The sequence below is a fragment of the Devosia sediminis genome, assembly GCF_016411825.1.
Taxonomy (GTDB): Bacteria; Pseudomonadota; Alphaproteobacteria; order Rhizobiales; family Devosiaceae; genus Devosia; species Devosia sediminis.
Genome location: NZ_JAEKMH010000002.1, coordinates 623,702 through 649,241, shown reverse-complemented (window position 1 = coordinate 649,241; position 25,540 = coordinate 623,702). Strand labels below are relative to the sequence as shown.

Annotated in this window: 22 protein-coding genes; 12 read left to right on the top strand and 10 right to left on the bottom strand. The window is 64.8% G+C overall.

Annotation, left to right across the window (positions count from 1 at the left end; genetic code table 11):
- Positions 1–137 precede the first annotated feature (137 nt).
- Positions 138–689, top strand: a complete 552-nt coding sequence (locus tag JEQ47_RS10410; RefSeq protein WP_198876332.1) for a response regulator — start codon at positions 138–140, stop codon at positions 687–689.
- Positions 690–849: 160 nt separating this feature from the next.
- Here JEQ47_RS10410 and JEQ47_RS10405 read toward each other — a convergent pair whose 3' ends face one another.
- The gene (locus JEQ47_RS10405) at positions 850–1,401 is read right to left on the bottom strand and encodes an LOG family protein (protein WP_198876331.1); all 552 of its coding nucleotides are present in this window, start codon (positions 1,399–1,401) and stop codon (positions 850–852) included.
- Entirely contained in the window at positions 1,401–2,900 is a 1,500-nt protein-coding gene (locus JEQ47_RS10400; RefSeq protein ID WP_198876330.1) for a helicase HerA-like domain-containing protein, read from the bottom strand. Before JEQ47_RS10400 ends, JEQ47_RS10405 begins: the two co-directional genes overlap by 1 nt.
- Before the next feature lie 140 nt (positions 2,901–3,040).
- Here JEQ47_RS10400 and JEQ47_RS10395 point away from each other — a divergent pair, with 140 nt between their 5' ends.
- Positions 3,041–3,451, top strand: coding sequence for an antitoxin Xre-like helix-turn-helix domain-containing protein (locus tag JEQ47_RS10395; RefSeq protein ID WP_328768761.1), 411 nt, complete (start codon positions 3,041–3,043; stop codon positions 3,449–3,451).
- Positions 3,445–4,137: an RES family NAD+ phosphorylase gene (locus JEQ47_RS10390; RefSeq protein ID WP_198876852.1), complete on the top strand. Its 693-nt coding sequence runs from the start codon at positions 3,445–3,447 to the stop codon at positions 4,135–4,137. The genes JEQ47_RS10395 and JEQ47_RS10390 overlap by 7 nt, the downstream gene beginning before the upstream one ends.
- Positions 4,138–4,395: 258 nt before the next feature.
- Here the strand turns inward: JEQ47_RS10390 and JEQ47_RS10385 are convergent, their stop codons facing one another.
- Positions 4,396–5,397 carry an asparaginase gene (locus JEQ47_RS10385; protein ID WP_198876329.1) on the bottom strand — a complete coding sequence of 334 codons (1,002 nt, stop codon included), beginning with the start codon at positions 5,395–5,397 and terminating at the stop codon, positions 4,396–4,398.
- A 194-nt stretch (positions 5,398–5,591) separates the two neighbouring features.
- Positions 5,592–5,930, bottom strand: coding sequence for an SH3 domain-containing protein (locus tag JEQ47_RS10380; RefSeq protein ID WP_198876328.1), 339 nt, complete (start codon positions 5,928–5,930; stop codon positions 5,592–5,594).
- A 181-nt stretch (positions 5,931–6,111) separates the two neighbouring features.
- On the opposite strand from JEQ47_RS10380, the gene JEQ47_RS10375 reads away from it, so the two are divergent.
- The 9 genes from JEQ47_RS10375 (at position 6,112) to cysG (ending at position 19,562) form a co-directional block, all read left to right on the top strand.
- On the top strand, positions 6,112–6,702 hold the full coding sequence (locus tag JEQ47_RS10375; RefSeq protein ID WP_198876327.1) for an ANTAR domain-containing response regulator: 591 nt from the start codon (positions 6,112–6,114) through the stop codon (positions 6,700–6,702).
- A gap of 8 nt (positions 6,703–6,710) precedes the next feature.
- On the top strand, positions 6,711–7,919 hold the full coding sequence (locus tag JEQ47_RS10370) for a CmpA/NrtA family ABC transporter substrate-binding protein (RefSeq protein WP_198876326.1): 1,209 nt from the start codon (positions 6,711–6,713) through the stop codon (positions 7,917–7,919).
- 425 nt (positions 7,920–8,344) lie between these two features.
- The gene (locus JEQ47_RS10365) at positions 8,345–9,619 is read left to right on the top strand and encodes an MFS transporter (RefSeq protein WP_198876325.1); all 1,275 of its coding nucleotides are present in this window, start codon (positions 8,345–8,347) and stop codon (positions 9,617–9,619) included.
- A gap of 25 nt (positions 9,620–9,644) precedes the next feature.
- Complete coding sequence (gene nirB, locus JEQ47_RS10360) at positions 9,645–12,089, top strand: nitrite reductase large subunit NirB (protein ID WP_198876324.1); 2,445 nt, start codon at positions 9,645–9,647, stop codon at positions 12,087–12,089.
- Positions 12,090–12,267: 178 nt separating this feature from the next.
- Entirely contained in the window at positions 12,268–12,603 is a 336-nt protein-coding gene (gene nirD / locus JEQ47_RS10355) for a nitrite reductase small subunit NirD (protein ID WP_198876323.1), read from the top strand.
- A gap of 28 nt (positions 12,604–12,631) precedes the next feature.
- Entirely contained in the window at positions 12,632–13,480 is an 849-nt protein-coding gene (locus JEQ47_RS10350; RefSeq protein ID WP_198876322.1) for a formate/nitrite transporter family protein, read from the top strand.
- Between the two features lie 49 nt (positions 13,481–13,529).
- Positions 13,530–15,218 carry a bifunctional protein-serine/threonine kinase/phosphatase gene (locus JEQ47_RS10345; RefSeq protein WP_236020776.1) on the top strand — a complete coding sequence of 563 codons (1,689 nt, stop codon included), beginning with the start codon at positions 13,530–13,532 and terminating at the stop codon, positions 15,216–15,218.
- A gap of 191 nt (positions 15,219–15,409) precedes the next feature.
- Positions 15,410–18,043: a nitrate reductase gene (locus JEQ47_RS10340; protein ID WP_198876320.1), complete on the top strand. Its 2,634-nt coding sequence runs from the start codon at positions 15,410–15,412 to the stop codon at positions 18,041–18,043.
- Positions 18,015–19,562 carry a siroheme synthase CysG gene (gene cysG, locus JEQ47_RS10335; RefSeq protein WP_198876319.1) on the top strand — a complete coding sequence of 516 codons (1,548 nt, stop codon included), beginning with the start codon at positions 18,015–18,017 and terminating at the stop codon, positions 19,560–19,562. Before JEQ47_RS10340 ends, cysG begins: the two co-directional genes overlap by 29 nt.
- A 112-nt stretch (positions 19,563–19,674) precedes the next feature.
- Here cysG and rhaM read toward each other — a convergent pair whose 3' ends face one another.
- The 6 genes from rhaM to JEQ47_RS10305 form a co-directional block, all read right to left on the bottom strand.
- Complete coding sequence (gene rhaM, locus JEQ47_RS10330) at positions 19,675–20,007, bottom strand: L-rhamnose mutarotase (RefSeq protein ID WP_198876318.1); 333 nt, start codon at positions 20,005–20,007, stop codon at positions 19,675–19,677.
- Positions 20,004–21,005 (bottom strand): ABC transporter permease, encoded by a 1,002-nt coding sequence (locus JEQ47_RS10325; protein WP_198876317.1) that lies wholly within the window; start codon positions 21,003–21,005, stop codon positions 20,004–20,006. Before JEQ47_RS10325 ends, rhaM begins: the two co-directional genes overlap by 4 nt.
- Complete coding sequence (locus tag JEQ47_RS10320) at positions 21,002–21,982, bottom strand: ABC transporter permease (RefSeq protein ID WP_198876316.1); 981 nt, start codon at positions 21,980–21,982, stop codon at positions 21,002–21,004. Before JEQ47_RS10320 ends, JEQ47_RS10325 begins: the two co-directional genes overlap by 4 nt.
- Positions 21,979–23,484: a sugar ABC transporter ATP-binding protein gene (locus JEQ47_RS10315; RefSeq protein ID WP_198876315.1), complete on the bottom strand. Its 1,506-nt coding sequence runs from the start codon at positions 23,482–23,484 to the stop codon at positions 21,979–21,981. Before JEQ47_RS10315 ends, JEQ47_RS10320 begins: the two co-directional genes overlap by 4 nt.
- A gap of 164 nt (positions 23,485–23,648) precedes the next feature.
- Positions 23,649–24,635 (bottom strand): rhamnose ABC transporter substrate-binding protein, encoded by a 987-nt coding sequence (rhaS, locus tag JEQ47_RS10310; RefSeq protein WP_198876314.1) that lies wholly within the window; start codon positions 24,633–24,635, stop codon positions 23,649–23,651.
- A 46-nt stretch (positions 24,636–24,681) separates the two neighbouring features.
- The gene (locus JEQ47_RS10305; RefSeq protein WP_198876313.1) at positions 24,682–25,482 is read right to left on the bottom strand and encodes a DeoR/GlpR family DNA-binding transcription regulator; all 801 of its coding nucleotides are present in this window, start codon (positions 25,480–25,482) and stop codon (positions 24,682–24,684) included.
- Positions 25,483–25,540: the final 58 nt, after the last annotated feature.

Genomic DNA, 25,540 nt, shown 5'->3' with positions numbered 1-25,540 from the left:
CGGCGCAACGGGCACGGTGACGCGGCGCCGACCACCCGGTTTACTTTCTTCTCGTTCTCCCTCGAGAACCGGAACCGCCCGCTTCAATCCCCCGTTGAGGCGTGTTAACGAAGCGTTAACGACAAGAAGGGTGACTCGTGAGCATTCCGGGCAAGACCATCGCCATATTGGCCGCCAATCCGGCCCTCAGCGCTCTGCTGAGCATGGTCCTGGCCGGCGATTCGCGCCTGCGTGTCCGCCCCTTCGACAGCGAAGCCGAACTCTTCGCCTATATGCGCATCGCCCCACTCGACATGCTGGTGGTGGATTTCGACCGCGATGGCCGCCCCGCTTATGAAATGGTCGAGGCCATTCGCCTCGACCCCCGCCTTGTGTCACGCGACCTGCCGGTGATTGCGCTCACCCGCGCCATCACCCCGCCCATGCGCCAGCAGGCCATCAGCGCCGGTATCGACGAAGTCGTGGTCAAGCCCATGTCGCCGCGCCACCTGCTGCAACGGGTCCAGGCGCGCCTGCTCAATCGCAGCGTCGTGGGCGCCCTCGGTTTCGGCTATCGCGGCCCGGAGCGGCGCAACCGCGTCCCGACCCGCAAGCCCGAGCCGCATCCTGCCCGCCGCTACACCGACAACGTCGTGCCCCTCTTCCCCGACCGCCGCGCCAGCCGCCCGGACATGGGACCGCTGAATTAGCAAGGCTCAGCGAAATCACCCCACCCTCATTCCCTCCCCATCAAGGGGAGGGAGGCGCAGGTGAAAGCTCCAGTGTTCATCGTCTCCCTCCCCCTTGTGGGGAGGGTAGCGGAGCTGGCCGCAGGCCGTAGCGAAGCTAGGGTGGGGGAATGGTCCGCTCCTACCGCCTCTGCTCGCTGACCCAAACGACCTTGTTCCAGAGATCCTCAACCGTCTCGGCGAACTGGATGTTGCGGTCATAATTGGGCACCGAGGCAGCCAACACATCGACGGCGAAGCCGCGCAGCACGTCGAAAGCCTTGTGCCGGTTGAGCATCACCACCGGCCGGCCGGCGCCGGTCGACCAGGCGCCGAACAGCGCATTGGCCGAGGCCAGCGAGCCGGGCAGTGCCACATAGGCGGCACTCATCTCGGCGAGATATGCGTGCCGCGCCGCAGCTTCGGGCAGCACCGTGATCGGCACTTCGCTCAGGGCCTGCGGCAAGACGATGCTGGCATCGGCAACCACTTCCACCTGGCCCCCGGCGGTGCGTGCCGCGGTCACCAGCGGCACCGGAATGACGCCCTGTTCGGCAAGGCACAACATGCGCGCGCCCTTGCGCGCGAACACCCGCCCGACCTCACCCATGAGGCTGGCGCGTTCGGGATCGCCCGGCCCCTTGTCCGAGGCGAAGATGGCGACGGTCGGTACTGCCTGCGTAAGAGCGGCCATCAGCGGCGTTTCCCTGTGAGACTGCCGAGAATGCCACGCACCAGTTCGCGACCAAAGGTCCGGGCCATGGAATTGATGGCTGCCTCGGCCGGGGTTTGCCGGCTGCTGCGGCGCGGGGCGGCCGCACGATCGGCGCGTTCCCGCTCCTTGGCGAGGCGGTCGGCCTCTTCCTGGCGCAGGCTTTCATACTGCGCCCGTTCGTCGGCGAGCTGCTTGTCGCGCGCCCGCTTTTGCAGGATTTCATAGGCCGACTCGCGGTCCTGAACGATGTCGTAGAGGCCGCCGACCGGCGAATTGGCCAGCGTCGCATCGCGCTCAGCCGGCGAGATTGGGCCCACCTGAGCCGAGGGCGGACGGATGAAGGTGCGCCCGACCATTGAAGGAACGCCCTTGTCCTCGAGCACCGAGACCAGCGCCTCGCCGATGCCGAGCTGGGTGATCACCTCTTCGGTCGAAAAGGCCGGGTTCGGCCGGAACGTCTCCGCCGCTACCCGCACTGCCTTCTGCTCGCGTGGGGTATAGGCGCGCAGCGCGTGCTGGACGCGATTGGAGAGCTGGGCCAGCACGCTTTCGGGAATGTCGATGGGGTTCTGGGTGACGAAATAAACGCCGACGCCCTTGGAGCGGATCAGCTTCACCACCTGCTCGACCTTGTCGATCAGCGCCTTGGGCGCGTCGTCGAACAGCAGATGCGCTTCGTCGAAGAAGAAGACTAGTTTGGGCTTGTCCGGATCGCCCACCTCGGGCAGCACTTCGAACAATTCCGATAGCAGCCAGAGCAGGAAGGTCGCGTAGAGCCGCGGCGACTGCATCAACTGGTCCGCCGCGAGGATCGAGACCACCCCGCGCCCGTCGCTGTCCGTACGCATCAGGTCGGCAATCTCGAGCGCGCGCTCGCCGAAGAAGTTATCTGCGCCCTGCTGGTCGAGCACCAGCAGCGCCCGCTGGATGGCGCCGATCGAGGCCGTCGTGACATTGCCGTAGCGCGCCGAGATTTCCTTGGCGCGCTCCTGGATATCGACCAGCAGTGCCCGCAGATCCTTGAGGTCGAGCAGCAGGAGGCCTTCCTCGTCGGCGACGCGGAAGGCAATGTTGAGCACGCCCTCCTGGGTGTCGTTGAGATCGAGAATGCGGCTCAGCAGCACCGGCCCCATTTCGGAAATGGTGGCCCGCACCGGATGCCCCTGCTTGCCGAACAGGTCCCAGAAAATCACCGGGAAGACGTCGTCGGCGTAATCGGCAAAGCCGATATCCTCGGCCCTCTTGGTCTGCCAGTCCTGAGCCTTGCCCAGCTTCGACACGCCCGACAGGTCGCCCTTGATGTCGGCGGCAAAGACCGGCACGCCGGCCGCCGAGAAGCCTTCCGCGAGCACCTGCAGGCTCACCGTCTTGCCAGTACCCGTGGCGCCAGTGATCAGTCCGTGGCGATTGGCATATTTGAGGTTGAGGTATTCCGGCCGGTCGCTCGCACCCAGAAAGATCTTGCCGTCTACGAGCATATCGCACCGCCTGTTGGTCTACTTGCGTCTCTTATAGCCAGCGCCCCGCTTCCCGAACAAGCAAACTGAACCACCCATACCGGCACGTCACTTGCCATTTGGCACAAAATGTCCTATTTGTTGCCAAAAGGAGAGTTGCCGTGCTGCACGAATTGCCGCGCACCGAAGCCATACCCGAGACGGCCGCGCTGACCGAAGCCGAGGCGGCGGCAATGGCCCGCGCCGTAATCAGGTTGTTCGAGCACTGGCAGGTGAGCGACGCCGAGGCGCGCCAGATTCTGGGTGGCCTTGCCGCCCGCACCTTTGCCCGTTGGAAGGCCGGCGAGACCGGTCGCATCGACCGCGACCTCGCCACGCGCCTGTCGCTGCTCATGGGTATCCACAAGGGCCTGCGCTATCTCTTCACCGAACCCGAGCGCGGCTACTCCTGGGTAAAAAAGCCCAATGCCGATTTGGGCGGCCGCACGCCAGTCGACCTGATGAGCGAGGGCAGCATCTTCGCCCTGGCGCGGATGCGGCACTACCTCGATGCGGAGCGCGGCGGCTGGTGACGGCCCTTCCCGTCGTCCGGGTCGTCTGGCCAAAGGCCTTTCGCCTCATCCGCTCCATCCATCCGCCGATCGATCTCTTTGAGGACATCGCCGATCCACGCGATTGGGAGGCTCTGGCCTCTGCCGAATCGAAGACCAATCCGCGGCTCTGGGAGCATCTTGGCCGGCTCGATCTGGTGCCGCCTGATCGGCGTGTCAGTGGTCCGGGCGCCAGCTATCTGATGGCGCCCTTCGTGCATGTCAGCCGCGATCGCCCCGGCCGTTTCACCGATGGCAGCTATGGCGTCTACAGCGCCGGCAACAGCGAAGAAGTCGCCATCCGCGAGGTTGCCCACCACCATGCCCGCGCCATGCGCGCCAGCGCCGAAGCGCCGGGCTGGACCTCGCAATTCCGCATGCTGGTCAACCGGCTCGATCTCGACTTGCATGACGGGCGCGGCCAGGACGCCATCCACGACCCCGACAACTACGCCCCTGCGCAGGCTCTCGGCCGCGACCTGCGCCGCGCGGGCAGCAATGGCGTGCTCTATCGCAGCGTCCGCTGCCCAGGCGGCGACTGCGCCGGCATCTTCTGGCCCGACCTCATTCCCCCCCCGGTGCAAGCCGACCACTTCGACTTCCACTGGGACGGCACAAAGGTCGACCGCATCCGCAACTGCCGCACCGGCGCGATCTTCGGGCTTTAGGGCTCACGAGGCCCTTAGTGATCTCGATGTCACCCCGGTGGAAGCCGGGGCCCATCTTGAGATAGCAGGATGGATCCCGGCACAAGGCCGGGATGACGGCCGGCATTGGTTGGGGAGCTCCTCAGCCATCACTCAATCGGTGCCGTCCTCGGGCTTGACCCGAGGACCAGTTCCAACATGCACTGGCCCGTGTTGACTGGCCCTCGGGTCAAGCCCGAGGGCGGCTCCGTGGAATGGAAGAAAATGGGCCGAGTGGGACTAAACCCCCACCGCCCGCAACTCCCCCACCACGGCCCCTCGCACATTCTTCGTCGCCTGCCGGGCAAACTGCTCCAGCACAGCCTTCTGCGCGTCGTCAGGGTCGGCATATTTCGTCAGCAGCGCCGCGACCATGGCGTGGCTTGCCGCCATGTTGCCGTCGTCGCATTTGAGCGCATAGCCCCAGCCCTTGTCGCGGATGGCGCCGCATTGCACGCCCTCGGCGCCGCCCTTCTGCATCACCCTGCCCTTGAAGGCTTCCATGACCAGCGTGTCGAGATGCCCGGTCCCGGCCACGAGGTGCGGATGGCTGGTGGCCGCGTCGAACAGCTTTTGCGCCCCCGCCGCATGGCCGGCATCGAGCCCCCTGCCCGTGGCCATGCGGGCAAAGCCCAGGGCCCAGGTCCGCAAAGGCGCGGCCCAGGTGGGAATCGAGCAGCCATCGGTGCCACACCGATCCTCGGTCAGGTCTTCGCCGATCACATATTCAACCGCTGCGCGCACCGCCTTCTGCACATCGTGCTCGCGGGTGACATAGCCCGCAGTGGGCACGCCCATGGCGAGCGCCACGCTCAGCATGCCCGAATGCTTGCCCGAACAATTGTTGTGGAGCGCGCTTGGGTCAGCGCCGACGGCCCGCAGCGCTTCGCGTGCCTTGCCATTGGTGGGCATGTGCGCGCCGCATTCGAGATCAGCGACCGAGAGGCCCATGCGGTCGAGAAACTGCGCAACGCCGGACACATGCTCGTCCTCGCCATGATGCGAGGCGCAGGCCAGCGCCAGTTCCTCCGCACTATGGTGGAATCGATCGAGGGCATGCCGGTCGAAAATCGCCAGCGCCTGCATGGATTTTATCGCCGAGCGTGGGAAAACCGGCCGCTCGACATCCCCGCCCGAAGCGATCACCGCGCCCTCGGCATCAACCACGATGAACGCGCCGCGATGGCGGTTCTCCACCCAGTTGCCGCGCACGACTTCGGCCAGAATGGGGTTGGCGTCCATGAAAGATCTCCGGGGCTCCTGCTGTCACCACGAACAGCAAGAGCACCGGAGAAAGTCAACATGCATGGGAGAGAAGGGTACACGGTACCAAGCCGGTCGCGGCCTGCGCCGGAAAGGGTGGAGACCCGAAGCCTGGCGCTTTGCGGCGGTAGCGCCATGCCCCAGATCTCCGCCATTGCCGGCGCAACACGCCGTCAGATATCCCAGTCTTCGACCGGGGTCAGGAAACGGGAATTGACCCAACCCTTGGTGTCGTTGCGATCCACAAGGCACCAGTCCGAACTGTTCTGGACCTCGATGCAGCGCTCGACCCAGACATGCACGCCTGGTTCGAACGAGCCCACCTTCTGCGAATAGCTGGCGGGCCACTTGCGGACATTGAGTCGGTCCCACTGGGGAATACCGGTAACCTGGGCCAGTGTATCGACAAGATAGCCGGCGGCGACTGCGGGCTGCACGGCAAAGCCTGCAGCAGTGGTCACAATGAGGCCGCACAGGGCTGCAACCAGCACCTTTTCCTGAGCCTTGTTCATTGGATCGGTCCTTGGACTGATGGACAATGACTTACCGTATCCATGCGGCTTTGAACCCACCCTGATAGGTGGGTTCAGTTTGGGTTCATCCATCTCCTCCGCCCGGCAAGTCGATTTTGCATCGCAAACGTGCATTTTCTGCACTTGCGCTTTTTCTGTGCAACGGCATAAGTGCCGGCAAATGCCCAGCCCCGACTTGTCCATCCTCATCATCGACGAGAACCGCATCCGCGCCTCGATTATCGAGGAGGGCCTGCGCGAGGCGGGTCACGCGCGTGTCGCCGTCATCCACGACGTCAACGAGGTCGGCCGCACCATTGCCGAGACCGCGCCCGACGTGATCGTCATCGATCTCGAAAATCCCAAGCGCGACACGCTCGAGCACTTCTTCTCGCTGAGCCGGGCCATTCAGCGCCCCATCGCCATGTTCGTGGACCGCTCCGACGGCGCCACCATCGAGAAGGCCGTCGAGGCCGGGGTATCCGCCTATGTGGTGGATGGCCTAAAGAAGGAGCGCGTCAAGCCGATCCTCGACATGGCCGTATCGCGCTTCAACGCCTTTTCGCGCCTGACGCGCGAGCTGGAAGAGGCCCGCAGCGCCCTCGAAGAGCGCAAGATCATCGATCAGGCCAAGGGCATCCTGATGAAGACCAGGGGCCTCAGCGAACCCGACGCCTACGCCCTCCTGCGCAAGACCGCCATGAACCAGAACCGGCGCATGGTGGATATCGCCCAGAGCCTCGTCACCGCAGCCAGCTTGCTCGGGCCATAGGAACAGCCATGTCCCGTCCCCACATCACCGCCGGCTTTCTGCCCCTGCTCGACAGCGCCCTCCTGGTGCTCGCCCACGAAATGGGCTTTGCCGAAGCAGAGGGCTTTACCCTGGGGCTCACCCGCGAAAGCTCCTGGGCCAATATCCGCGACCGCACCGCGCTTGGGCATTTCGATATCTCGCTGATGCTGGCGCCGATGCCGATCGCCTCGAGCCTCGGCCTCACCCCCATCGCCACGCCGATGATCGCGCCTGTCATGACGGGCCTCGGCAACAATGCCATCACCGTCAGCGCCAACCTCTGGAAGGCCATGGCAGATGCCGGTGCGCCGGGTGACCTGGCTGCGGGGCCGGCCGGCGCTGCCCTCGCCCGCGTCGTACGCACGGGCGGCAAGAAGCTGCGCTTCGGCGTCGTCCACCAGACCTCCTCGCACAATTACGAATTGCGCTACTGGCTCGCCTCCAGCGGCATCCGCCCCGATCTCGATGTCGAGATCGTCGTCCTGCCCCCGCCGCTCCTGCCCGAAGCCTTGGGCAGCGGCAGCCTCGACGGCTATTGCGTGGGCGAGCCATGGAATAGCGTCGGCGTCGCCAATCACGGCGCCCGCATCGCCACCACCAAGTCCTCCATCTGGCAGTCGAGCCCCGACAAGGCCATCGGCATGCGCAGCGACTGGGCCGACCGCCACCCCGACTGGGTCGCCGGCATCATTCGCGCCATCTACCGTGCCGGTGAGTGGTGCCAGAGGGATGTGCACCGCCAGCAGGCTGCCGAAATCATGGCCCGCCCGGCCTATCTCGACCTGCCCGTCGACATCGTCACCCGCGCCCTCACGGGCCAGATCGATGACGGCGCCCACGTCACCGCAATTCCTGACTTCTTCACGCCCCATGCCGGCGCCGCCAACTTCCCCTGGAAGAGCCATGCCCTCTGGTATTACAGCCAGATGGTCCGCTGGGGGGAAGCGGAGGCAAGCCCGGCCAATGCCGATCGCGCTGCTGCAACCTTCCGGCCCGACCTCTACCGCGCCGCCCTGGCCGGCAAGGGCATCGCCCTCCCCGCCGAGGACTTTCGTTCCTCCGGCGACCAGGCCCAGCGCCACGCCGTGCCGGCCACAAACGGGACAGTCGAACTCGGCCCCAACCGCTTCTTCGACGGCGCCGTCTTCGATCCGGCGAGGCTCGACGACTACATCGCAGGCCAGTCGTCCAGGTAGCTCACGCCCCAACCTATCCTCCCCCTTCAGGAGAGGTTAGCGAAGCTTGTCCCGCCGCGACTAGCGAAGCTAGCAAGGGAGCCTCGGGCATGTGTCTATTTTCGCGCCGCATGACAATGTCCGCCCAAAATTTGAGCGAATTGCTGATCCGCTAATCGCTTCCGGCACGAGGCCTATCTCCCGCTTGTGCTGAACGAAATTGGCCAAGTGGCTGTCATCAATCGACTAAATCCGCCAATCCTCACTTGGCACGCTTCCTGCAATATCGTGGGCAGGAGCTCCTCCCAAGACGCTCTTTACTGTCGACGTCCAGAGCTGGGCGTCAAAAGGCAAAGCCGCCAATCGGTTCGCATCGGTCATTCGACCGGTGACGTGTCGATTGGCGGCTTTTTGTTTTTCCAGTCTGACCCCCGGAGCCGTGCCCGATGACACAGGATCGCACTACTGGACTTGCCGCTGCCGAACCCAACAGGGCGCTCGGCCTTTCTACCGTCGCCTTCACCGTCTGCTTTGCCGTGTGGACGATCTTTTCCATCATCGGCATTTCGCTCAAGGACCAGCTCGGCCTCAACGAGACCCAGTTCGGCCTCCTCGTGGGCACACCAGTCCTCACCGGATCACTGGTCCGCATCGTCCTCGGCATCTGGACGGACCGCCACGGCGGGCGCCTCGTCTTCACGCTGACCATGCTCGGCGCCGCCGTCGCCACCTTCCTCCTCGGTTTCGCGCAGACCTATGAGCAATTGCTGCTCGCGGCGCTCGGCGTCGGGCTTGCCGGTGGCTCCTTTGCAGTGGGCGTCGCCTATGTCTCGCGTTTCTATCCCGCCAACCGGCAAGGCACGGCACTGGGCATTTTCGGCGTCGGCAATGTCGGCGCAGCGGTGACCAAGTTCCTCGCACCCTTCGTCATGCTGGCCTGGGGTTGGCAGTCGGTCGCCATGATCTGGGCGGCGGCACTGGTGGTCATGGCTGCGGTATTCTGGTTCAACACCACGGACGATCCGGTGATCATCCGCCGCCGCGCCGAGGGCTATACGCCGCGCAGCCTTGCCAGCGAATTCGCGCCGCTGCGCAATCCACAGGTCTGGCGCTTTGCCCTCTACTATTTCTTCGCCTTCGGTGCCTTCGTCGCTCTCACCCTCTGGCTGCCGCGCTACCTGATCGGGGTCTATGGCTTCGACATCGCCACTGCCGGCGCCGTGGCCGCCGCCTATTCCATCCCGGGCAGCATCTTCCGGGCCTATGGCGGCACGCTCAGCGACCGCATCGGCGCGCGCACCGTGCTCTACTGGACGTTCGGTGTCTCCGCCCTCTGCACGCTGCTGCTGGCCCTGCCCACGGCGGACTATGTGGTGACCGGCATCAACGGCCCGGTCAGCTTCCACTACGCCCTGGCGCCCTGGGCCTTTATCGCCCTGGTCTTCGTCCTCGGCTTCTTCATGAGCCTCGGCAAGGCAGCCGTCTACAAGCACATCCCGGCCTATTATCCCGACAATGTCGGCGCCGTGGGTGGCCTGGTCGGCATGATCGGCGGTCTCGGCGGCTTCGTGCTGCCCCTGCTCTTCGGTTTCCTCAACGACCTCACCGGCATCTGGACGAGCTGCTTTGCGGCGCTCTTTGTCCTGATCGTCGTCTCGCTGGGGCTCATGCACTCCGCCGTCCGCCGCCGCGAGCGTCAGCTCGTCGCCCGGCCGGCCTGATCCCTCTCCCTGGAGTATTCGCACAATGGAAAAACTGGTCGTCGTTGGTGCAGGCATGGCCTCTGGCCGCGCCCTTGAGCACATCTTCGAAGAAGCCCCTGGCCGGTTCGACATCACCCTGTTCGGCGCCGAGCCGCGCGGCAACTATAACCGCCTAATGCTCTCGCCGGTCCTGGCTGGCGAGAAGGAATACGAACAGATCATCACCCACGATGCGGCTTGGTACGAGGCGCATGGCGTCCATACCCGCTTCGGCGAAACCGTCACCGCAATCGATCGCCAGCGCAAGGTGGTGGTCTCCAAGGACGGCGAGACGCCCTACGACAAGCTGATCATCGCCACGGGCTCGGCCCCCTTCATCATCCCGCTGCCGGGCAAGGACCTGCCCGGCGTCATGGCCTTCCGCGATCTCGACGACGTCAATCGCATGGTCGATGTGTCCAGGCGTCCCGGCGCCAAAGCGGTCGTCATCGGCGGGGGTCTGCTCGGCCTTGAAGCGGCCGCCGCTCTCCGCGCCCGTGGCATGGAAGTGGTCGTGCTCCACCTCATGGGCCACGTCATGGAGCGCCAGCTCGATCCGGCCGCCGGCTTCCTGCTGCAGCGCGATCTCGAGGCGCGCGGCATCAAGGTGCACTGCAAGGCCCAGACCAAAGCCATTCTGGGCGAGACCCAGGTCGAGGCCGTGGCGCTCGAAGACGGCACCGTTTATGGCGCCGATATAGTCGTCATGGCCGTCGGTATCCGCCCGGAAACCCGCATCGCCACCGCCGCCGGCCTCCATGTCGAGCGCGGCATCGTCGTCACCGACCAGATGGTCACTTCCGACCCCGACGTGCTGGCCCTGGGCGAATGCGTCGAACACGAGAAGATCGTCTACGGACTCGTCGCCCCACTCTACGACCAGGCCAAGGTGCTGGCGAAAACCCTCGCCAAAGTCGATGCCGCCTTCCGCCCGGTGCAGACCGCGACCCAGCTCAAGGTCACAGGCGTCGCCGTTTATTCGGCCGGCGACTTCGCCGATGCCGAGGATCGCGAGGAGATCGTGCTGCGCGACGCCCAGTCGGGCATCTACAAGCGCCTCGTGCTCAAGCAGGACAAGGTCATCGGCGCCGTGCTTTACGGCGAAACCGGCGACGGTCCGTGGTTCTTCGACATGATCCGCAAGGGCACCGACACCCGAGACATGCGCGATACCCTGATCTTTGGCCAGGCCTACCAGGGGGGTGCCGCACTGGACCCTATGGCGGCCGTTGCAGCCTTGCCGGATGATGCAGAAATCTGCGGCTGCAACGGCGTCTGCAAGAGCAAGATCACCGGCACGATCGTTGCAAAAGGCCTGACCGACCTCGATGGCGTCCGCGCCCACACCAAGGCCTCTGCCTCGTGCGGCTCGTGCACGCATCTGGTCGAAAAGCTGATGGCCATCACCCTGGGCGACAGTTACAACCCGACCGCCGTCAAGCCTATGTGCCCCTGCACCGAGCATGACCACGGCACGATCCGCCGCCTGATCGTCGCCAAGGGCCTGCGCTCGATCCCCGAAGTCATGCAGGAGCTCGAATGGAAGACCTCCTGTGGCTGCGCCAAGTGCCGCCCAGCGCTGAACTACTATCTCGTTTCCGAGTGGCCGGGCGAATACGAGGATGATGGCCAGTCGCGCTTCATCAACGAGCGCGTCCACGCCAATATCCAGAAGGACGGCACCTATTCGGTCGTGCCGCGCATGTGGGGTGGCATCACCACGCCCAACGAATTGCGCGCCATCGCCGATGTCGCCGACAAGTTCGCCATCCCGACCGTAAAAGTCACGGGCGGCCAGCGCATCGACCTCCTCGGCGTCAAGAAGGAGGACCTGCCGGGCGTCTGGGCCGATCTCAATGCCGCCGGCATGGTTTCGGGCGCCGCCTATGCCAAGGGCCTGCGCACCGTCAAAACCTGCGTCGGCTCCGACTGGTGCCGCTTCGGCACCCAGGATTCCACCGGCCTCGGCGTACGCATCGAAAAGTTCATGTGGGGGTCCTGGACACCCGCAAAGCTCAAGCTCGCCGTCTCAGGCTGCCCGCGCAATTGCGCCGAAGCCACTTGCAAGGATATCGGCGTCATCTGCGTTGATAGCGGCTACGACATCCACTTTGCCGGGGCCGCCGGCCTCGACATCAAGGGCACCGAACTGCTCGGCCACGCCAATAGCGAAGACGAGGCCCTCGAGATCATCGTTGCCCTGACCCAGCTCTATCGCGAGCAGGGCTACTATCTCGAGCGCATCTACAAATGGGCCAAGCGCGTCGGCAATGACAGCATCAAGGCCGCGGTCATCGACGATCTGGCCAAGCGCCGCCAGCTCTACGACCGCTTCGTTTATTCCCAGCAATTCGCCCAGGTCGATCCCTGGGAGGAACGCGTCAACGGCAAGGACGCCCACGAATTCGCCGCCATGGCCGAATTCGGGCTCCCGGTGGCTGCGGAGTGAGAATGATGACGATGCAATCCCCCTCACCCGTCTCGGCCTTCGGCCGATCCACCCTCTCCCACAAGGGGAGAGGGGTAACCCTGTGTGCGCCAACGCTCTCCGCCCCCCTTCTCCCCTCGTGGGAGAAGGTGCCCGAAGGGCGGATGAGGGGACCTCTTTTCCCTAAGGGATCACAAATATGACCGAATGGATCGAACTCGGCGCAGTCACCGCCGTCCCCCTGCGCGGCGCGCGTTGCGTCAACACACCCTCGGGCAAGATCGCCGTCTTCCGCACGGCGGAGAACCAGGTCTTTGCCATCGACAACCGCTGCCCGCACAAGGGCGGCCCGCTGGCCGAGGGCATCGTCCACGGCACCTCCGTCACCTGCCCGCTGCACAACTGGGTCTTCGACCTCGCGACGGGCGAGGCCCAGGGCGCTGACGAAGGCTCCGTGCGCACCTACCCGGTCAAGGTCGAGAACGGCCTCATCTTCATCGCCCCCGACGTCCTCATCGCCATGGCCGCCGAGTAGCGGCCGCATCCCTTCTGGAGATTTTCCGATGTCCTATATCGCTCCCAAGGAGCTCGCCACCAAGATGATCGAGGCCGGTGAAGCCAAGATCTTCATGTCCACCAAGGATACGCTGATCCGCTCGTATATGGCCGGTGCCATCCTGGCGCTGGGCGCAGCCTTTGCCGTCACCATCACCGTCAATACCGGGCAGCCGCTGATCGGGGCGCTCCTTTTCCCCGCGGGCTTCTGCATCCTTTACCTGCTCGGCTTTGATCTGCTCACCGGCGTCTTCACCCTCGCGCCGCTGGCGCTGATCGCCAAGCGTCCCGGCGTCACCCTGCAGGGCGTCCTGCGCAATTGGGGCCTGGTCTTCGTCGGCAATTTCGCCGGCGCCTTCACCACGGCCATCTTCATGGCCATCATCTTCACCACCGGCTTCACCCACGCGCCCGATGCCGTGGGCGAACGCATCGGTCATATCGGCGAGGCCCGCACATTGGGCTATGCCGAAGCCGGCGCAGCCGGCATGCTGACCCTCTTCATCCGGGCCGTCATGTGCAACTGGATGGTGTCCACCGGCGTCGTCGCCGCCATGATGTCCACCACCGTGCCGGGCAAGGTGCTGGGCATGTGGATGCCGATCATGATCTTCTTCTACCTCGGCTTCGAGCATTCCATCGTCAACATGTACCTCTTCCCCTCGGGCCTCTTGCTCGGCGGCCAGTTCACCTGGGGCGACTACCTGATCTGGAACGAAATCCCCACCGTGCTTGGCAATCTGGTGGGCGGGCTCACCTTTGTCGGCGCCATGATCTACTCCACCCACTACAAGACCTCCCCCAGCCGCGCGCCGGTCCAGCGCGAGGGTCAGGTCACCGTCCGGCCGGCCGAATAGGACACGGGGACGGCTCCGCGCCGCCCCATTCCCCATGCTGCATCGACCCTTGCCCGCGACCCTTGCCGTCTCGATCGGCCAGTATTCAACCGCGGGCCGCAAAGAGTTTAATCAGGACTTTCACGGCGCTCTCGTTCCCGAGGGCGCCGCGCTCACGCATAAGGGCATCGTCGTCGCGATTGCCGACGGCATTTCGCCCAGCCCGGTCAGCCACATTGCCGCAGAGACGGCGGTGAAGAGCTTTCTCACCGACTATTACTGCACGTCCGAGGCCTGGACGGTGAAGACGGCCGCCAGCCGCGTGATCGGCGCCACCAATAGCTGGCTCGCCGCCCAGGGCGCCGCCATTGCCGAGCGCGACCATGCCTATGTCACCACCTTCAGCACGCTCGTGCTCAAGGGCAGCACCGCCCATATTCTCCATATCGGGGACAGCCGCATCTGGCGGCTTTCCGGCGACAGTCTCGAACCGCTGACCCAGGACCACCGCGGCCAGGGTTATCTTACCCGCGCCCTGGGCCTCGAACCCTCGATCGAGATCGACTACCGCACCCTTGCCCTGGCGCCGGGCGACATCTTCGTGCTCTCGACCGATGGTGTGCATGGCGTCCTGGGCCCGCGCGACATGGCGGCCCGCATCCTTGCTGCGCCGGATCTCGATACTGCCGCCCGTACCCTCGTCGACGCCGCCCTCGCCGCCGGCAGCGATGACAACCTCACCGTTCAGGTCCTTCGCGTCGATGCCCTGCCCGATCAGGCGCAGCAGGGCGACCTCGACGACGGCCAGCTCCTGCCACCGGCCCCCTTGCCCATGCTGCCTGCTCTGCTCGATGGCTATCGCATCCAGCGCGAACTCCATGCTTCGAGCCGCAGCCATGTCTATCTCGCCACGGACGTCGCCACCGGCCGACGCGTTGCCATGAAATTCCCATCGGCCGACCTGCGCGACGACGACGCCTATCTCCGGCGCTTTGCCGCCGAGGAGTGGATCGCCCGCCGCATCCATTCGCCCCATGTCCTGGCCGCCGCGCCGGTGCCGACCGGCCGCCGCACGCTCTATACGGTCACCGATTATCTCGAGGGCCAGACGCTGCGGCAGTGGATGGCGGACAATCCCAAGCCCTCGCTCGAAACCGTCCGCAGCCTCATCGAGCAGATCGGCGCCGGTCTCCAGGCCTTCCATCGCAAGGACATGATTCATCAGGATCTGCGCCCCGAAAACGTCATGCTCGACATGGATGGCACGGCGCGTATCATCGATTTCGGCGCCGTGCGCGTTGCCGGCGTGGTCGAGGCCCTGCCGCGCAGCGAGACCGACGACATTCTCGGCACGCACCAATATGCAGCCCCCGAATATTTTGCCGGCCAGCGCGGCACCGAGCAGTCCGACATCTACTCGCTCGGCGCCATTGCCTATGAACTTGTCACCGGCGAACTGCCCTATGGCGCGGCGGTGGCGCAGGGCAAGCGCCTCACGTACCGCCCCGCTCTCTCCGGGCGCCCGGAAATTCCGGCCTGGGTCGACAGCGCCCTGCGCCAGGCCGTACACCCGGATCCCGCACGCCGTTATGCCGTCATCAGTGAATTCCTCTACGATCTCAGACATCCCAATCCGAGCCTGCTTTCGACAGACCACCTGCCTCTGTCCCAGCGCGACCCGGTCCGCTTCTGGCAGGCGGTAAGCGCCCTCCTCGCCTCTATCTGCCTCGTCCTGTGCATTCTGCTGTTCTCCGCGTGAGCTAATTGCACACAATTTGTTCAGCCGTGAACTTTGCCGCGATTTTGCGCGTTTTTCTTTGCCTGGTGTCTGCAATCGCGCTAGTTTCAATTGTCGTCCAGCGGTGGGCGATCAACGGCACAGCCGCCAACCCGGACCGACAGCAGTTTCGCTGTCATTCCCGGTTGGCGGCTTTTTGTTTTGGACGCGCGATGAACCAGGCCCTCACAGCGAGCACCGTCAAGACGACCTGCCCCTATTGCGGGGTCGGCTGCGGCGTCCTTGCCACGCCCCAGCGCGATGGCAGCGTCACCATTGCCGGCGATCCGGATCACCCCGCCAACTTCGGCCGGCTCTGCTCGAAAGGCTCGGCGCTGGGCGAGACCCTGTCGCTCGACGGGCGCCTGCTCCATCCGGAAATTGCTGACCGCAGAGTCACTTGGGATGAAGCCCTCGACCATGTCGCCAACGGCTTCATGTCCGCCATCAACACCTTTGGCCCACAATCGGTCGCCATTTACGGCTCCGGCCAGCTTCTGACCGAGGATTACTACCTCGCCAACAAGCTGATGAAGGGCTTTATCGGCGCCGCCAATATCGACACCAATTCGCGCCTCTGCATGGCCTCGTCCGTGGCCGGCCACAAGCGCGCTTTCGGCTCCGATACCGTGCCCGGCAACTACGAGGATCTCGAACAGGCCGATCTCATCGTGCTGGTCGGCTCGAACCTCGGCTGGTGCCATCCGGTGCTCTACCAGCGCATTGTGGCCGCCCGCGCCGCGCGCCCCGACATGAAGGTCGTGCTCATCGATCCGCGCCGCACCGTCTCGGCCGACATCGCCGACCTGCACCTCCCCGTCTCGCCCGACGGCGACAGTGCCCTCTTTGTCGGGCTCCTTGCCCATCTCGATCATGCCGGGGTCACCGACAGCGACTATATCTCGGCCTATACCAATGGGTTCGAGGCCGCTCTGCTCACCGCCGAGGACTGGTCCGTCGAGCGCGTCGCCGTGGCCACCGGGCTCGCACCCTCCGCCATCACCCGCTTCTACGACCTGTTCGCCCGGACGCGAAAAGTCGTCACGGTCTATTCGCAGGGTGTCAATCAGTCCGCGGCCGGGACGGACAAGGTCAACGCCATCATCAACTGCCACCTCGCCACCGGGCGCATCGGCCGGCCGGGCATGGGGCCATTCTCGGTCACCGGCCAGCCAAATGCCATGGGTGGCCGCGAGGCCGGCGGTCTCGCCAACATGCTGGCCGCCCATATGGATTTCACGCCTGAAGCCGTGGACCGCGTCGGGCGCTTCTGGGGCAGCGCCAACGTCGCCCAGGGCCCGGGCCTCAAAGCGGTTGACCTGTTCGCCGCCATGGCGCGGGGCGAAATCAAGGCTGTCTGGATCATGGCCACCAATCCGGTGGATTCCCTGCCCGAAGCCGACGCCATCCGAGCCGCCCTCAAGGCCTGCCCGCTGGTCGTCGTGTCCGACATGAACAGGCATACCGACACCATGGACCTGGCCCACATCCGCTTCCCGGCCGCCGGTTGGGGCGAGAAGAACGGTACTGTCACCAATTCCGAGCGTCGCATCTCGCGCCAGCGCCCGTTCCTCGCCCTGCCCGGCGAGGCCCGCCCCGATTGGTGGATCATCCGCGAAGTCGCAAAACGCCTCGGCCACGGCCACGCCTTCGGTTACGAGAGCCCTGCCGAAATCTTTGCCGAGCACGTCGCCCTCTCCGCCTTTGAAAATGGCGGCAGCCGCGATTTCGATCTTTCCGCGCTCATGGACGCCGACTACGAGACCCTGGTTCCCGTGCAGTGGCCTGTGCGCGCCAGGCCAACCGCCCGCATGTTCGGCGACGGCAAGTTCTTCACGCCCGACGGCAAAGCCCGCTTCCTGCCGATCCAGCCCCCGCCGCCCTTTGCCCCGGCACCCGGGACATTCATTCTCAATACCGGCCGAGTGCGCGACCACTGGCACACCATGACGCGCACCGGAAAGGCTGCGCGCCTCGCCGCCCATCTGGCGGAGCCTTTTGTGGAAATCCATCCGGCCGATGCCAATTTGCGCGGCATTCATCGCGCCAGCCTCGTCCGCCTCTCCAATCAGCACGGCACCGCCATGGTCCGGGCCCTCATCACCGATCGGCAACAGCGCGGCCATCTTTTCGTGCCCATGCACTGGACCGACCAGTTCGCCAGCAATGGCCGCGTCGACGCGCTGGTGCCGGGAAAGACCGACCCGGTCTCGGGCCAGCCGGCGCTCAAGATGGCGCAGGTCCATGCCGAACCCGTAGCCGTCCGCCTCTACGGCTTCCTCGTTGCCGCCGCAAAGCCCACCCTCACCACCGACTACTGGGCCCTTGCGCCGGCCACCGCCGGCTGGCGCGCCGAGATCGCCATGTTCGAGGAGCCCAGGGACTGGCCCCTGTTTCTCGGGCGCACCTTCCGCATCGACACACCTTTTCAGTCCATCCGCGATGAGCGCTCCGGCCGCCGCGCCTTCGTGCTCATCGAGAACGGAAAGCTCGTCGCGGCCCTCTATACCGCGCCCGATCCGGTCCTGGTCTCGCGCCAATGGGCCGCGGGCCTCCTCGCCGAACCCGATCTCACCGCCTCCATTGTCCTGGCCGGCCGCCCCGGCGCCGATCGACCGGATGGCGGCGCCGTGGTCTGCGCCTGCATGGGCGTCGGCATCAATACCATCATCCAGGCCGTGACCCGTAACGGCTGCACCACAGTCGAAGCCGTCGGTGCCCTCACCCGCGCCGGCACCAATTGCGGCTCCTGCCGCGCCGAAATCAGGGGGATTGTCGATGCAAACCGTCTCGTCGCAGCCGAGTAAGCGCATTTCAGAGCTCGCCGTCCTCCCGGTTTTCTTTGACCTCCGCGGCAAGCGCGCCGTCGTCATCGGCGGCGACGAACCGGCGGCCTGGAAGATCGAACTGCTGGCTGCAGCAGGTGCGCAGGTTGATGTGTATGCGGAGAAGCTGTGTGAGGAACTGGTGGCTCTGTTGCCTGCCGCCCCCCTCCCCAACCCTCCCCGCAAGGGGGAGGGTGCCGCGCCGGTGTCTGTCACTAACAGCCAGCCCCAAGCTGGATGCAGCACCTCCCCCCTTGCGGGGGAGGTTGGGAGGGGGGACCAACAGGCAAAATCCAGCGGCTCCATCACCCTCCACCCCCGCCCCTGGACCCCATCCGACCTCGCCGGCGTCGCCCTTGCTATTGCCGACCTCGCCGACGACACGGAAGCCCAGGCCTTTATCGCCGCGGCCAGGTCCCATGCCGTCCCCTATAACGTCATCGACCGCCCCGAATTCTGCCAGTTCCAGTTCGGCGCCATCGTCAATCGCTCGCCGGTCGTGGTCGGCATTTCCACCGCAGGCGCCGCGCCGATCCTCGGCCAGGCCGTGCGCCGTCGCATCGAAACCCTCTTGCCGCAGACCCTGACCCAGTGGGCGGAGCTTGCCGCGAAACTCCGCGACACTGTCATGGAAAAACTCGAAGCCGGCCCACAGCGGCGCGCCTTCTGGGAGCGCCTTGCCGAACACGCTTTCGGTGACCGTGCCCCCACGTTCCGCGACGCCGATGTCACCTTCGCCGCCTCACCCCAGACTGGCCGCGTCACCCTGGTTGGCGCCGGACCGGGCGATGCCGAACTTCTCACCATCAAGGCCGTCCGCGCCCTTCAGTCGGCAGATGTCATCCTCTTCGATGACCTCGTCTCGTCCGAAGTGCTCGAACTGGCCCGCCGCGAAGCCAAGCGCATGCTGGTGGGCAAGCGGGCCCAGCGCGAAAGCTGCGCCCAGGACGAGATCAATGACATGATGTTGAGCCTCGCCCGCCAGGGCAAGCACGTGGTCCGCCTCAAGTCCGGCGACCCGATGATCTTTGGCCGCGCCGGCGAAGAGATCGAAATGCTGGAAAGCCACGGCATTGCCGTCTCCGTCGTGCCCGGCATTTCCGCGGGCCTCGCTCTGGCCAGCCGCCTCGGCGTCTCGCTCACCCATCGCGACCATGCGCAGTCGGTGCGCTTCGTCACCGGCCATTCGAGAAAGGGCGTCCTGCCCGAGACGCTCAACTGGGCCGCGCTCGCCGACCCGGCAACGACCTCGGTCTACTACATGTCGCGCCGCACCCTGCCCGGCATTGTCGCAGAGCTTTCGGCAAAGGGCATGAGCATGGAAACGCCCGCCATCATCGCCGGCAGCCTCGGCCGCCCCGAGGAGCAGATCTGGCGCGGGACCATCGGCGAAGCGGTGGCGGCTGTGGAGCAGTTTCCGCTGTCGGCACCTACGATATTCGCGGTTGGCGATGCGCTGGCGGTGCGCCAGGCTGTGACGCTCGCGGCGACAGGCACCTAACCGCCACCATCGTCATTGCCCGGCTTGTCCGGGCAATCCATGTCGCCAAAAACTGGATCGCCGGAACAAGCCCGGCGATGACGAAGATAGGATGCTGTAGACAGCCCTACCGCTACTTCATCCAGAAGACCGGCGTCAGGTCCAAAGAGACCGGCTCGTTCTTCTCGTTGGTGGCCATGATGTCGGCCATGTGCGCCCACCAGCGCTTCATCACCTCGGTGTTCGGCAGATCGCCCATGGTGTGATCCACCCGCCGCCACAGCACGCCGAACAGCGTGTTGGTCTCTTCATCGAGATGGATGGAATAGTCCTTCACGCCCGCCTCGTGCAGCAGGTCGACGAGTTCGGGGAAGATCTCGTCGTGGCGCTTTTTGTATTCGGCCTTCATGCCCGGATTGAGCTTCATCTTGAAGGCGTGCTTCTCGTAGCCAGCATCCGTGATCATGCGCGGCGCTCCTTCCACATCTTCCACAGGATCGGCAGGGCGATCACCACGATCAGCAGCGACCCGGTGAAGATCGTCATGACGATGCCCGGCACATTGAGCAGCCCGAGGCCGAAGGTCACGAGCCCGATGATGAAGGCGGCGATGACGACGCCGATGATCGAGCCGGCGCCGCCCAGGATCGAGACCCCGCCCAGCACCACCATGGTCACCACGTCGAGCTCAAAGCCCTCGGCGATGGATGGACGGGTCGAGCCGAGACGCGCCGTCAGCAGCACGGCGGCAATGCCACTCATCAGGCCGGTGAGGCAGAACAGAACGAACTTGATACGGTCGACGCGCACGCCCGAGAACTGTGCGGCCGTGGCATTGTTGCCGATGGCAAAGACGCGGCGGCCGAAATTGGTGTGGTGCAGCAGCACGTAGAACACTACCGCCGCCACGAGGAACAGCACCAGTTCGAACGAGATCACCCACCAGACATAGCCTTGGCCGAACCAGGAAAAGCTGGGCGGATAGCCCTTGAAGCTCTGGTCGCCGAGGATGATGTAGGCGATGCCGCGGAAAAGACTCATCGTACCGATGGTGACGACGATGGAGGGCAGCTTGAGCCCGGTCACGAGGAAGCCATTGAAGGCGCCGCAGAGCACGCCGACGCCGACGCCGACCGCGACCAGTGTCGGGGTATCGGCGCCATATTGCAGGGCGAGGCCCATCAGCGTCGAGGCCAGCGCGATGATCGAGGCGACCGAGAGGTCGATCTCGCCGGTGATGATCACCAGCGCCATGGCCAGCGCGATCAGGCCCTTCTCGGTGAAGTTGAAGGTGAGATCCGACAGGCTCCACGCGTTGAGGAAATACGGGGAGGCAAAGCTGTTGGCGAGGAAGATCGCCAATGCCACGAGGACGAGCAGGCTTTCCCAGCTCATCACCGCCGATTTCACAGGATTGTCGAGGCGGTCGGGAAGTCGACGGCCGGTTGCGGTGATGTCGCTCATGCGGCCACCTCGGCTTTCTTGAGAATAATGCGGCCCTTGCTGCGTTCGCTCGTGGCATTGAGCACCACGGCCAGGAGAATGGCGACGCCCGATATGGCCATCTGCCAGAAGGGCGAGACGCCGATGACCGGCAGGGCATTGTTGACGAGGCCGAGGAACAGCGCCCCCAACAGCGCCCCGCCCACCGTGCCGATGCCGCCGGCAATGGAGACGCCGCCGATGACGCAGGCCGCGATCACGGTCAGCTCATAACCGCCGGCGCTCTCGGTCGAGGCGATCACGTATTTCGAGACGTAGAGATACCCGGCCAATCCAGCCAGTGCGCCCGAGAGCACGAAGGCCAGGAACTTGGTCCGCCCCACATTGATGCCGGTATAGACCGCTGCGGTCGGGTTGACGCCGATGGCGTAAAAGGCGCGGCCCCAGGGCGTGCGGGTCATGAGGATATAGACCAGCACGGCCACGACAATGGCGAACCAGCTCAGCACCGGCAGGCCGAGGAACACGCCGCGCTGGAGCTGGATGAAGTCCGGGCTCATCTGCGCCGCGTTGACCCAGGTGCCGCCCGACGCGACGAAGGCGAGACCGCGGAAAATGGTCAGCGTGCCCAGCGTCACGACGATGGGTGGAATATTGAGCTTCCACACCAGGATGCCGTTGAAGGCGCCGAGCGTCGCCCCGACCAAGACGCAGCCGGCAATCAGCAGCGGCACGGGGATCATCGGGAAGGCGGCATTGGTCAGCGCCACCAGCATGCCGGTCAGCGCCAGGTTCGAGGCCACCGAAAGGTCGATGGAGCGCGTGAGGATGACCGCCATCTGCCCCAGCGCCAGCATCATCAGGATCGAAGTGTCATTGAAAATAGTAAGAAGGTTGCCGGGCGTGGCAAAACGCGGGAAGCGGAGGGTCACCAGCACCAGCACGGCGAGGATCGCCATGGCCAGCCAGAGTTCACGGGATTTCAGGAGCCGGTTCATGCGGCCTTCTCCTCGGCAATGCCTGCAGCCAGACGCACCAGCGTTTCGGGTTGCAGATCCTTGTTTTCGAGCGTGTCGACCACCAGCCCCTCGCGCATGACGACGATGCGGTCGCTCATGCCGAGCACTTCGGGCAGTTCGGAGGACACCATGATGACCGAAAGGCCCTGCGCCACGAGTTCACCCATGAACTCGTGCACGGCCGCCTTCGAGCCGATATCGATGCCCTTGGTGGGTTCATCGAGAATGATGACTTTCGGCAGCGTCGCCAGCCATTTGGCGATCACGACCTTCTGCTGGTTGCCGCCCGACAGGGTCGAGGCATTCTGGCTGAGCGAGGAGGCGCGCAGGTCCAGCCGCTCAGTATAGGTCCGCGCCAGCTTGTATTCCTCGGCCATGCGCAGGAAGCCTGACTTGCTGGTCTTCTTGAGGCTCGGCAGCGACACATTCTTGACGATGGGTTCGCCGGTGATGACGCCCTGCTTGCCGCGCTCTTCAGGCACATAGACGATGCCGGCTTCCACCGCGTCGGCCGGCGAGCGCGGCGCCACGGCCTTGCCTTCCAGCACCATGCTGCCGCCCGACGGCTTGGTCATGCCGAACACGGCCTGCATCACCTCCGAGCGGCCGGCGCCCACGAGGCCATAAAATCCCAGGATCTCGCCCTTGCGCACGCTGAACGAAACATTGTCGAATTCGGTCGGGTGGCTGAGGCCCGAAACCTCCAGCACCGTCTCGCCGATCGCGGCTGATCGGGCCGGAAAAATCTGGTCCACCGAGCGGCCCACCATCATGCGGACGATCTCGCCCTGCGGCGTATCCTTGATGAAGCCCTTGCCCACCTGCTCGCCATCGCGGAACACGGTGTAGCGGTCGGCAATGCGATAGATTTCATCGAATTTGTGGGAGATGAAAAGGATGGCTTTTCCATCCTTCTTCAGGAGTTCCACGAGGACGTAGAGTTCCTCGATTTCCTTCTGGCTCAGCGCCGCGGTCGGCTCGTCCATGATGACGACCTGCGCGTCGACGGAGAGCGCCCGCGCCACGGCCACCAGGTGCTTCTTGGCAATGCCCAGTTCCTTCAATGGCATCGACGCGTCGATCCCCGCCGCCATCGAGTCCAGCGTCTCCTGCGCCTCGCGGCGCATCCGGCCCCAGTCGATCAGGCCGAAGCGGTTCCTGGGCGCGTGCCCGAGATAGATGTTTTCGGCGACGCTCAGCTCGTCGAACAGCACCGTTTCCTGGTGGATAGCGGTAATGCCCACATCGGACGCCGAATGCGCCGTGGGCAGCGTCACCTGCTTGCCATTAACCCTGATTTCACCTTCATCTGGCTGGTAGATGCCGGTCATGGTCTTGACCAGCGTCGACTTGCCCGCGCCATTCTCGCCGATCAGGGCGGTAACTTCGCCCGGATAAAGCTCAAGCGCCACCTGATGCAGCGCCCGCACACCGGGAAAGCTCTTGGATATGCCCGTCAGGGTCAGGATGGGGTCTGTCATTGCGATTCCTTAGGTCGGGCGCCGACTTGGCCGCGCGCTCGATAGAGTCCCCTCTCCCTTTGGGGGAGAGGGTTAGGGTGAGGGGGCCTTTTGGTTATTCACCAAGGCCCCCTCACCCGCCGCTTCGCGTCGACCTCTCCCCCAAGGGAGAGGTGAAGAACGCCTCAGTAGATCTTCGAGAACTCTTCGATGTTCGACGCGTCGAACTGGAAGGGTGCGGCCATGGCGGCCGAGTTGGTGTCGTCGAGCGTCACTTCGCCCACCTTGCCGATGGAGAAGGTTGCGCCCGGAGCAGCTTCCTTGCCGTCCACGAGCTGGTCAGCAAGCATCACGGCCGAGTAGCCGAGATCGATCGGGTTCCACAGAGCCACAGCCTGCGAAGCACCATTGTCGATGAACTGCTTGAACTCGGACGGCAGGGCGAGACCGGTGACGTTGATCTTGCCGATCAGGTCCTGGTCGGTCACGACCTGGGCCGCGGCAACGACGCCGACGGTGGTCGGGGCGATGATGGCCTTGAGGTCCGGATAGGCAGCGATCAGGCCGCGGGCTTCTTCGGTCGACTTCACCGAGTCGTCATCGCCATAGACGGTGGCCACAATGTTGATGTTGGGGAACTTCTCGGGCTGCACGGCCTTGGCGGCTTCGATCCAGGCATTCTGGTTGGTCGCGGTCGAGGCGGCCGAAAGAATGGCAACGTCGCCACCTTCCGGCAGGTAATCGGCGGCCAGCTTCAGGATGGTTTCGCCGATCAGGTTCACGTCAGACGGATTGAGGTGGATCTGGCGGCCTTCGGGAGCAACGCCCGAGTCCCACGAGATCACCTTGATGCCGCGTTCCATGGCGCGCTGCAGCACGGGCACCAGGGCGTCCGGGTCATTGGCCGAGATGGCGATGGCGTCGACCTGCTGGGCGATCAGCGAGTTGACGACTTCGATCTGGGCTTCGGCAGTGGCAGCGGTCGGGCCGGTATAGATGACTTCGACGTCACCCAGTTCGGCGGCAGCTTCCTGAGCGCCCTTGTTGGCGGCGTCGAAGAAGCCGTTGCCCAGCGACTTCACGACCAGCGCGATGCGGGTCTGCGCCATGGCCGGGGTGGCGAGCAGCACAGCGGCGGTAGCCGTGGCAGCGAGCAGTTTCCAGAGTTTCATTTTGGTCCCTCCCAGGGAGTTCAGCTCTTGAGGTTGGCAGTTGATCTCAGGCAGCGGTCGTTTCAGCCTGAGCAGTCGTGTCCGCCACGATGAGTTTGACACCTGCCGTTTCCAGCATTTGTCGGTCTTCGTCGCGGATGCCGCTGTCGGTGATGACGGCGGCAATTCGGTCGAGGCCACACAGGATGAGGCTCGAGCGTCCCGAAAACTTGGAGGAGTCGGCGAGCACGATCAGCTCGTCCGCCTGCCCGATCAGCGCCAGCTCCGACTGCACCACCATGGGGTCGGCTTCCATCAGGCCGTGGGCGCCGATGCCCTGGCAGCCGATGAACATGCGCTTGGCGTAAAAATGGCTCGCCACCACGCCGCCGAAGGGCGAGAGGATGACGTTCTGCTCGCGATAGACCGTGCCGCCGGGAATGACGACGGAATTGCGCGAGTTGTGAATGAGGAATTCGGCGATGGCGAAGCTGTTGGTGAAGACGCTGGTGCGCCGCCCCGTCAGGTAATGCACCATCTGGTAGGTGGTGGTGCCGCCATTGATGATGATCGGCTCCCCATCGCGGCACATGTCGGCGGCGGCGCGCGCAATGGCGCGTTTTTGCGCAATGTTGATCATTTCATTGACGGAAAAGGGACGCCCCATCAGCCCGCCCTGGGCCGGTGGGTTGATAGCCTCGGCACCGCCGCGCACGCGGCGCAGCCTTCCCTGCTCGTCGAGCGCTGCAATATCGCGGCGGATCGTGGCTTCGGATGAGCCCGTAACCTCGCAAAGCTCCGCCACAGTCACCACGGGGTGGGACTGTGCGGCGGCGAGAATGACGCGATGGCGTTCCGTTTCGTGCAAGGCTGATACTCCCTGAACGCACTGCTTCCATCAATTCCGGGCAGAGTCAATCAGCAAT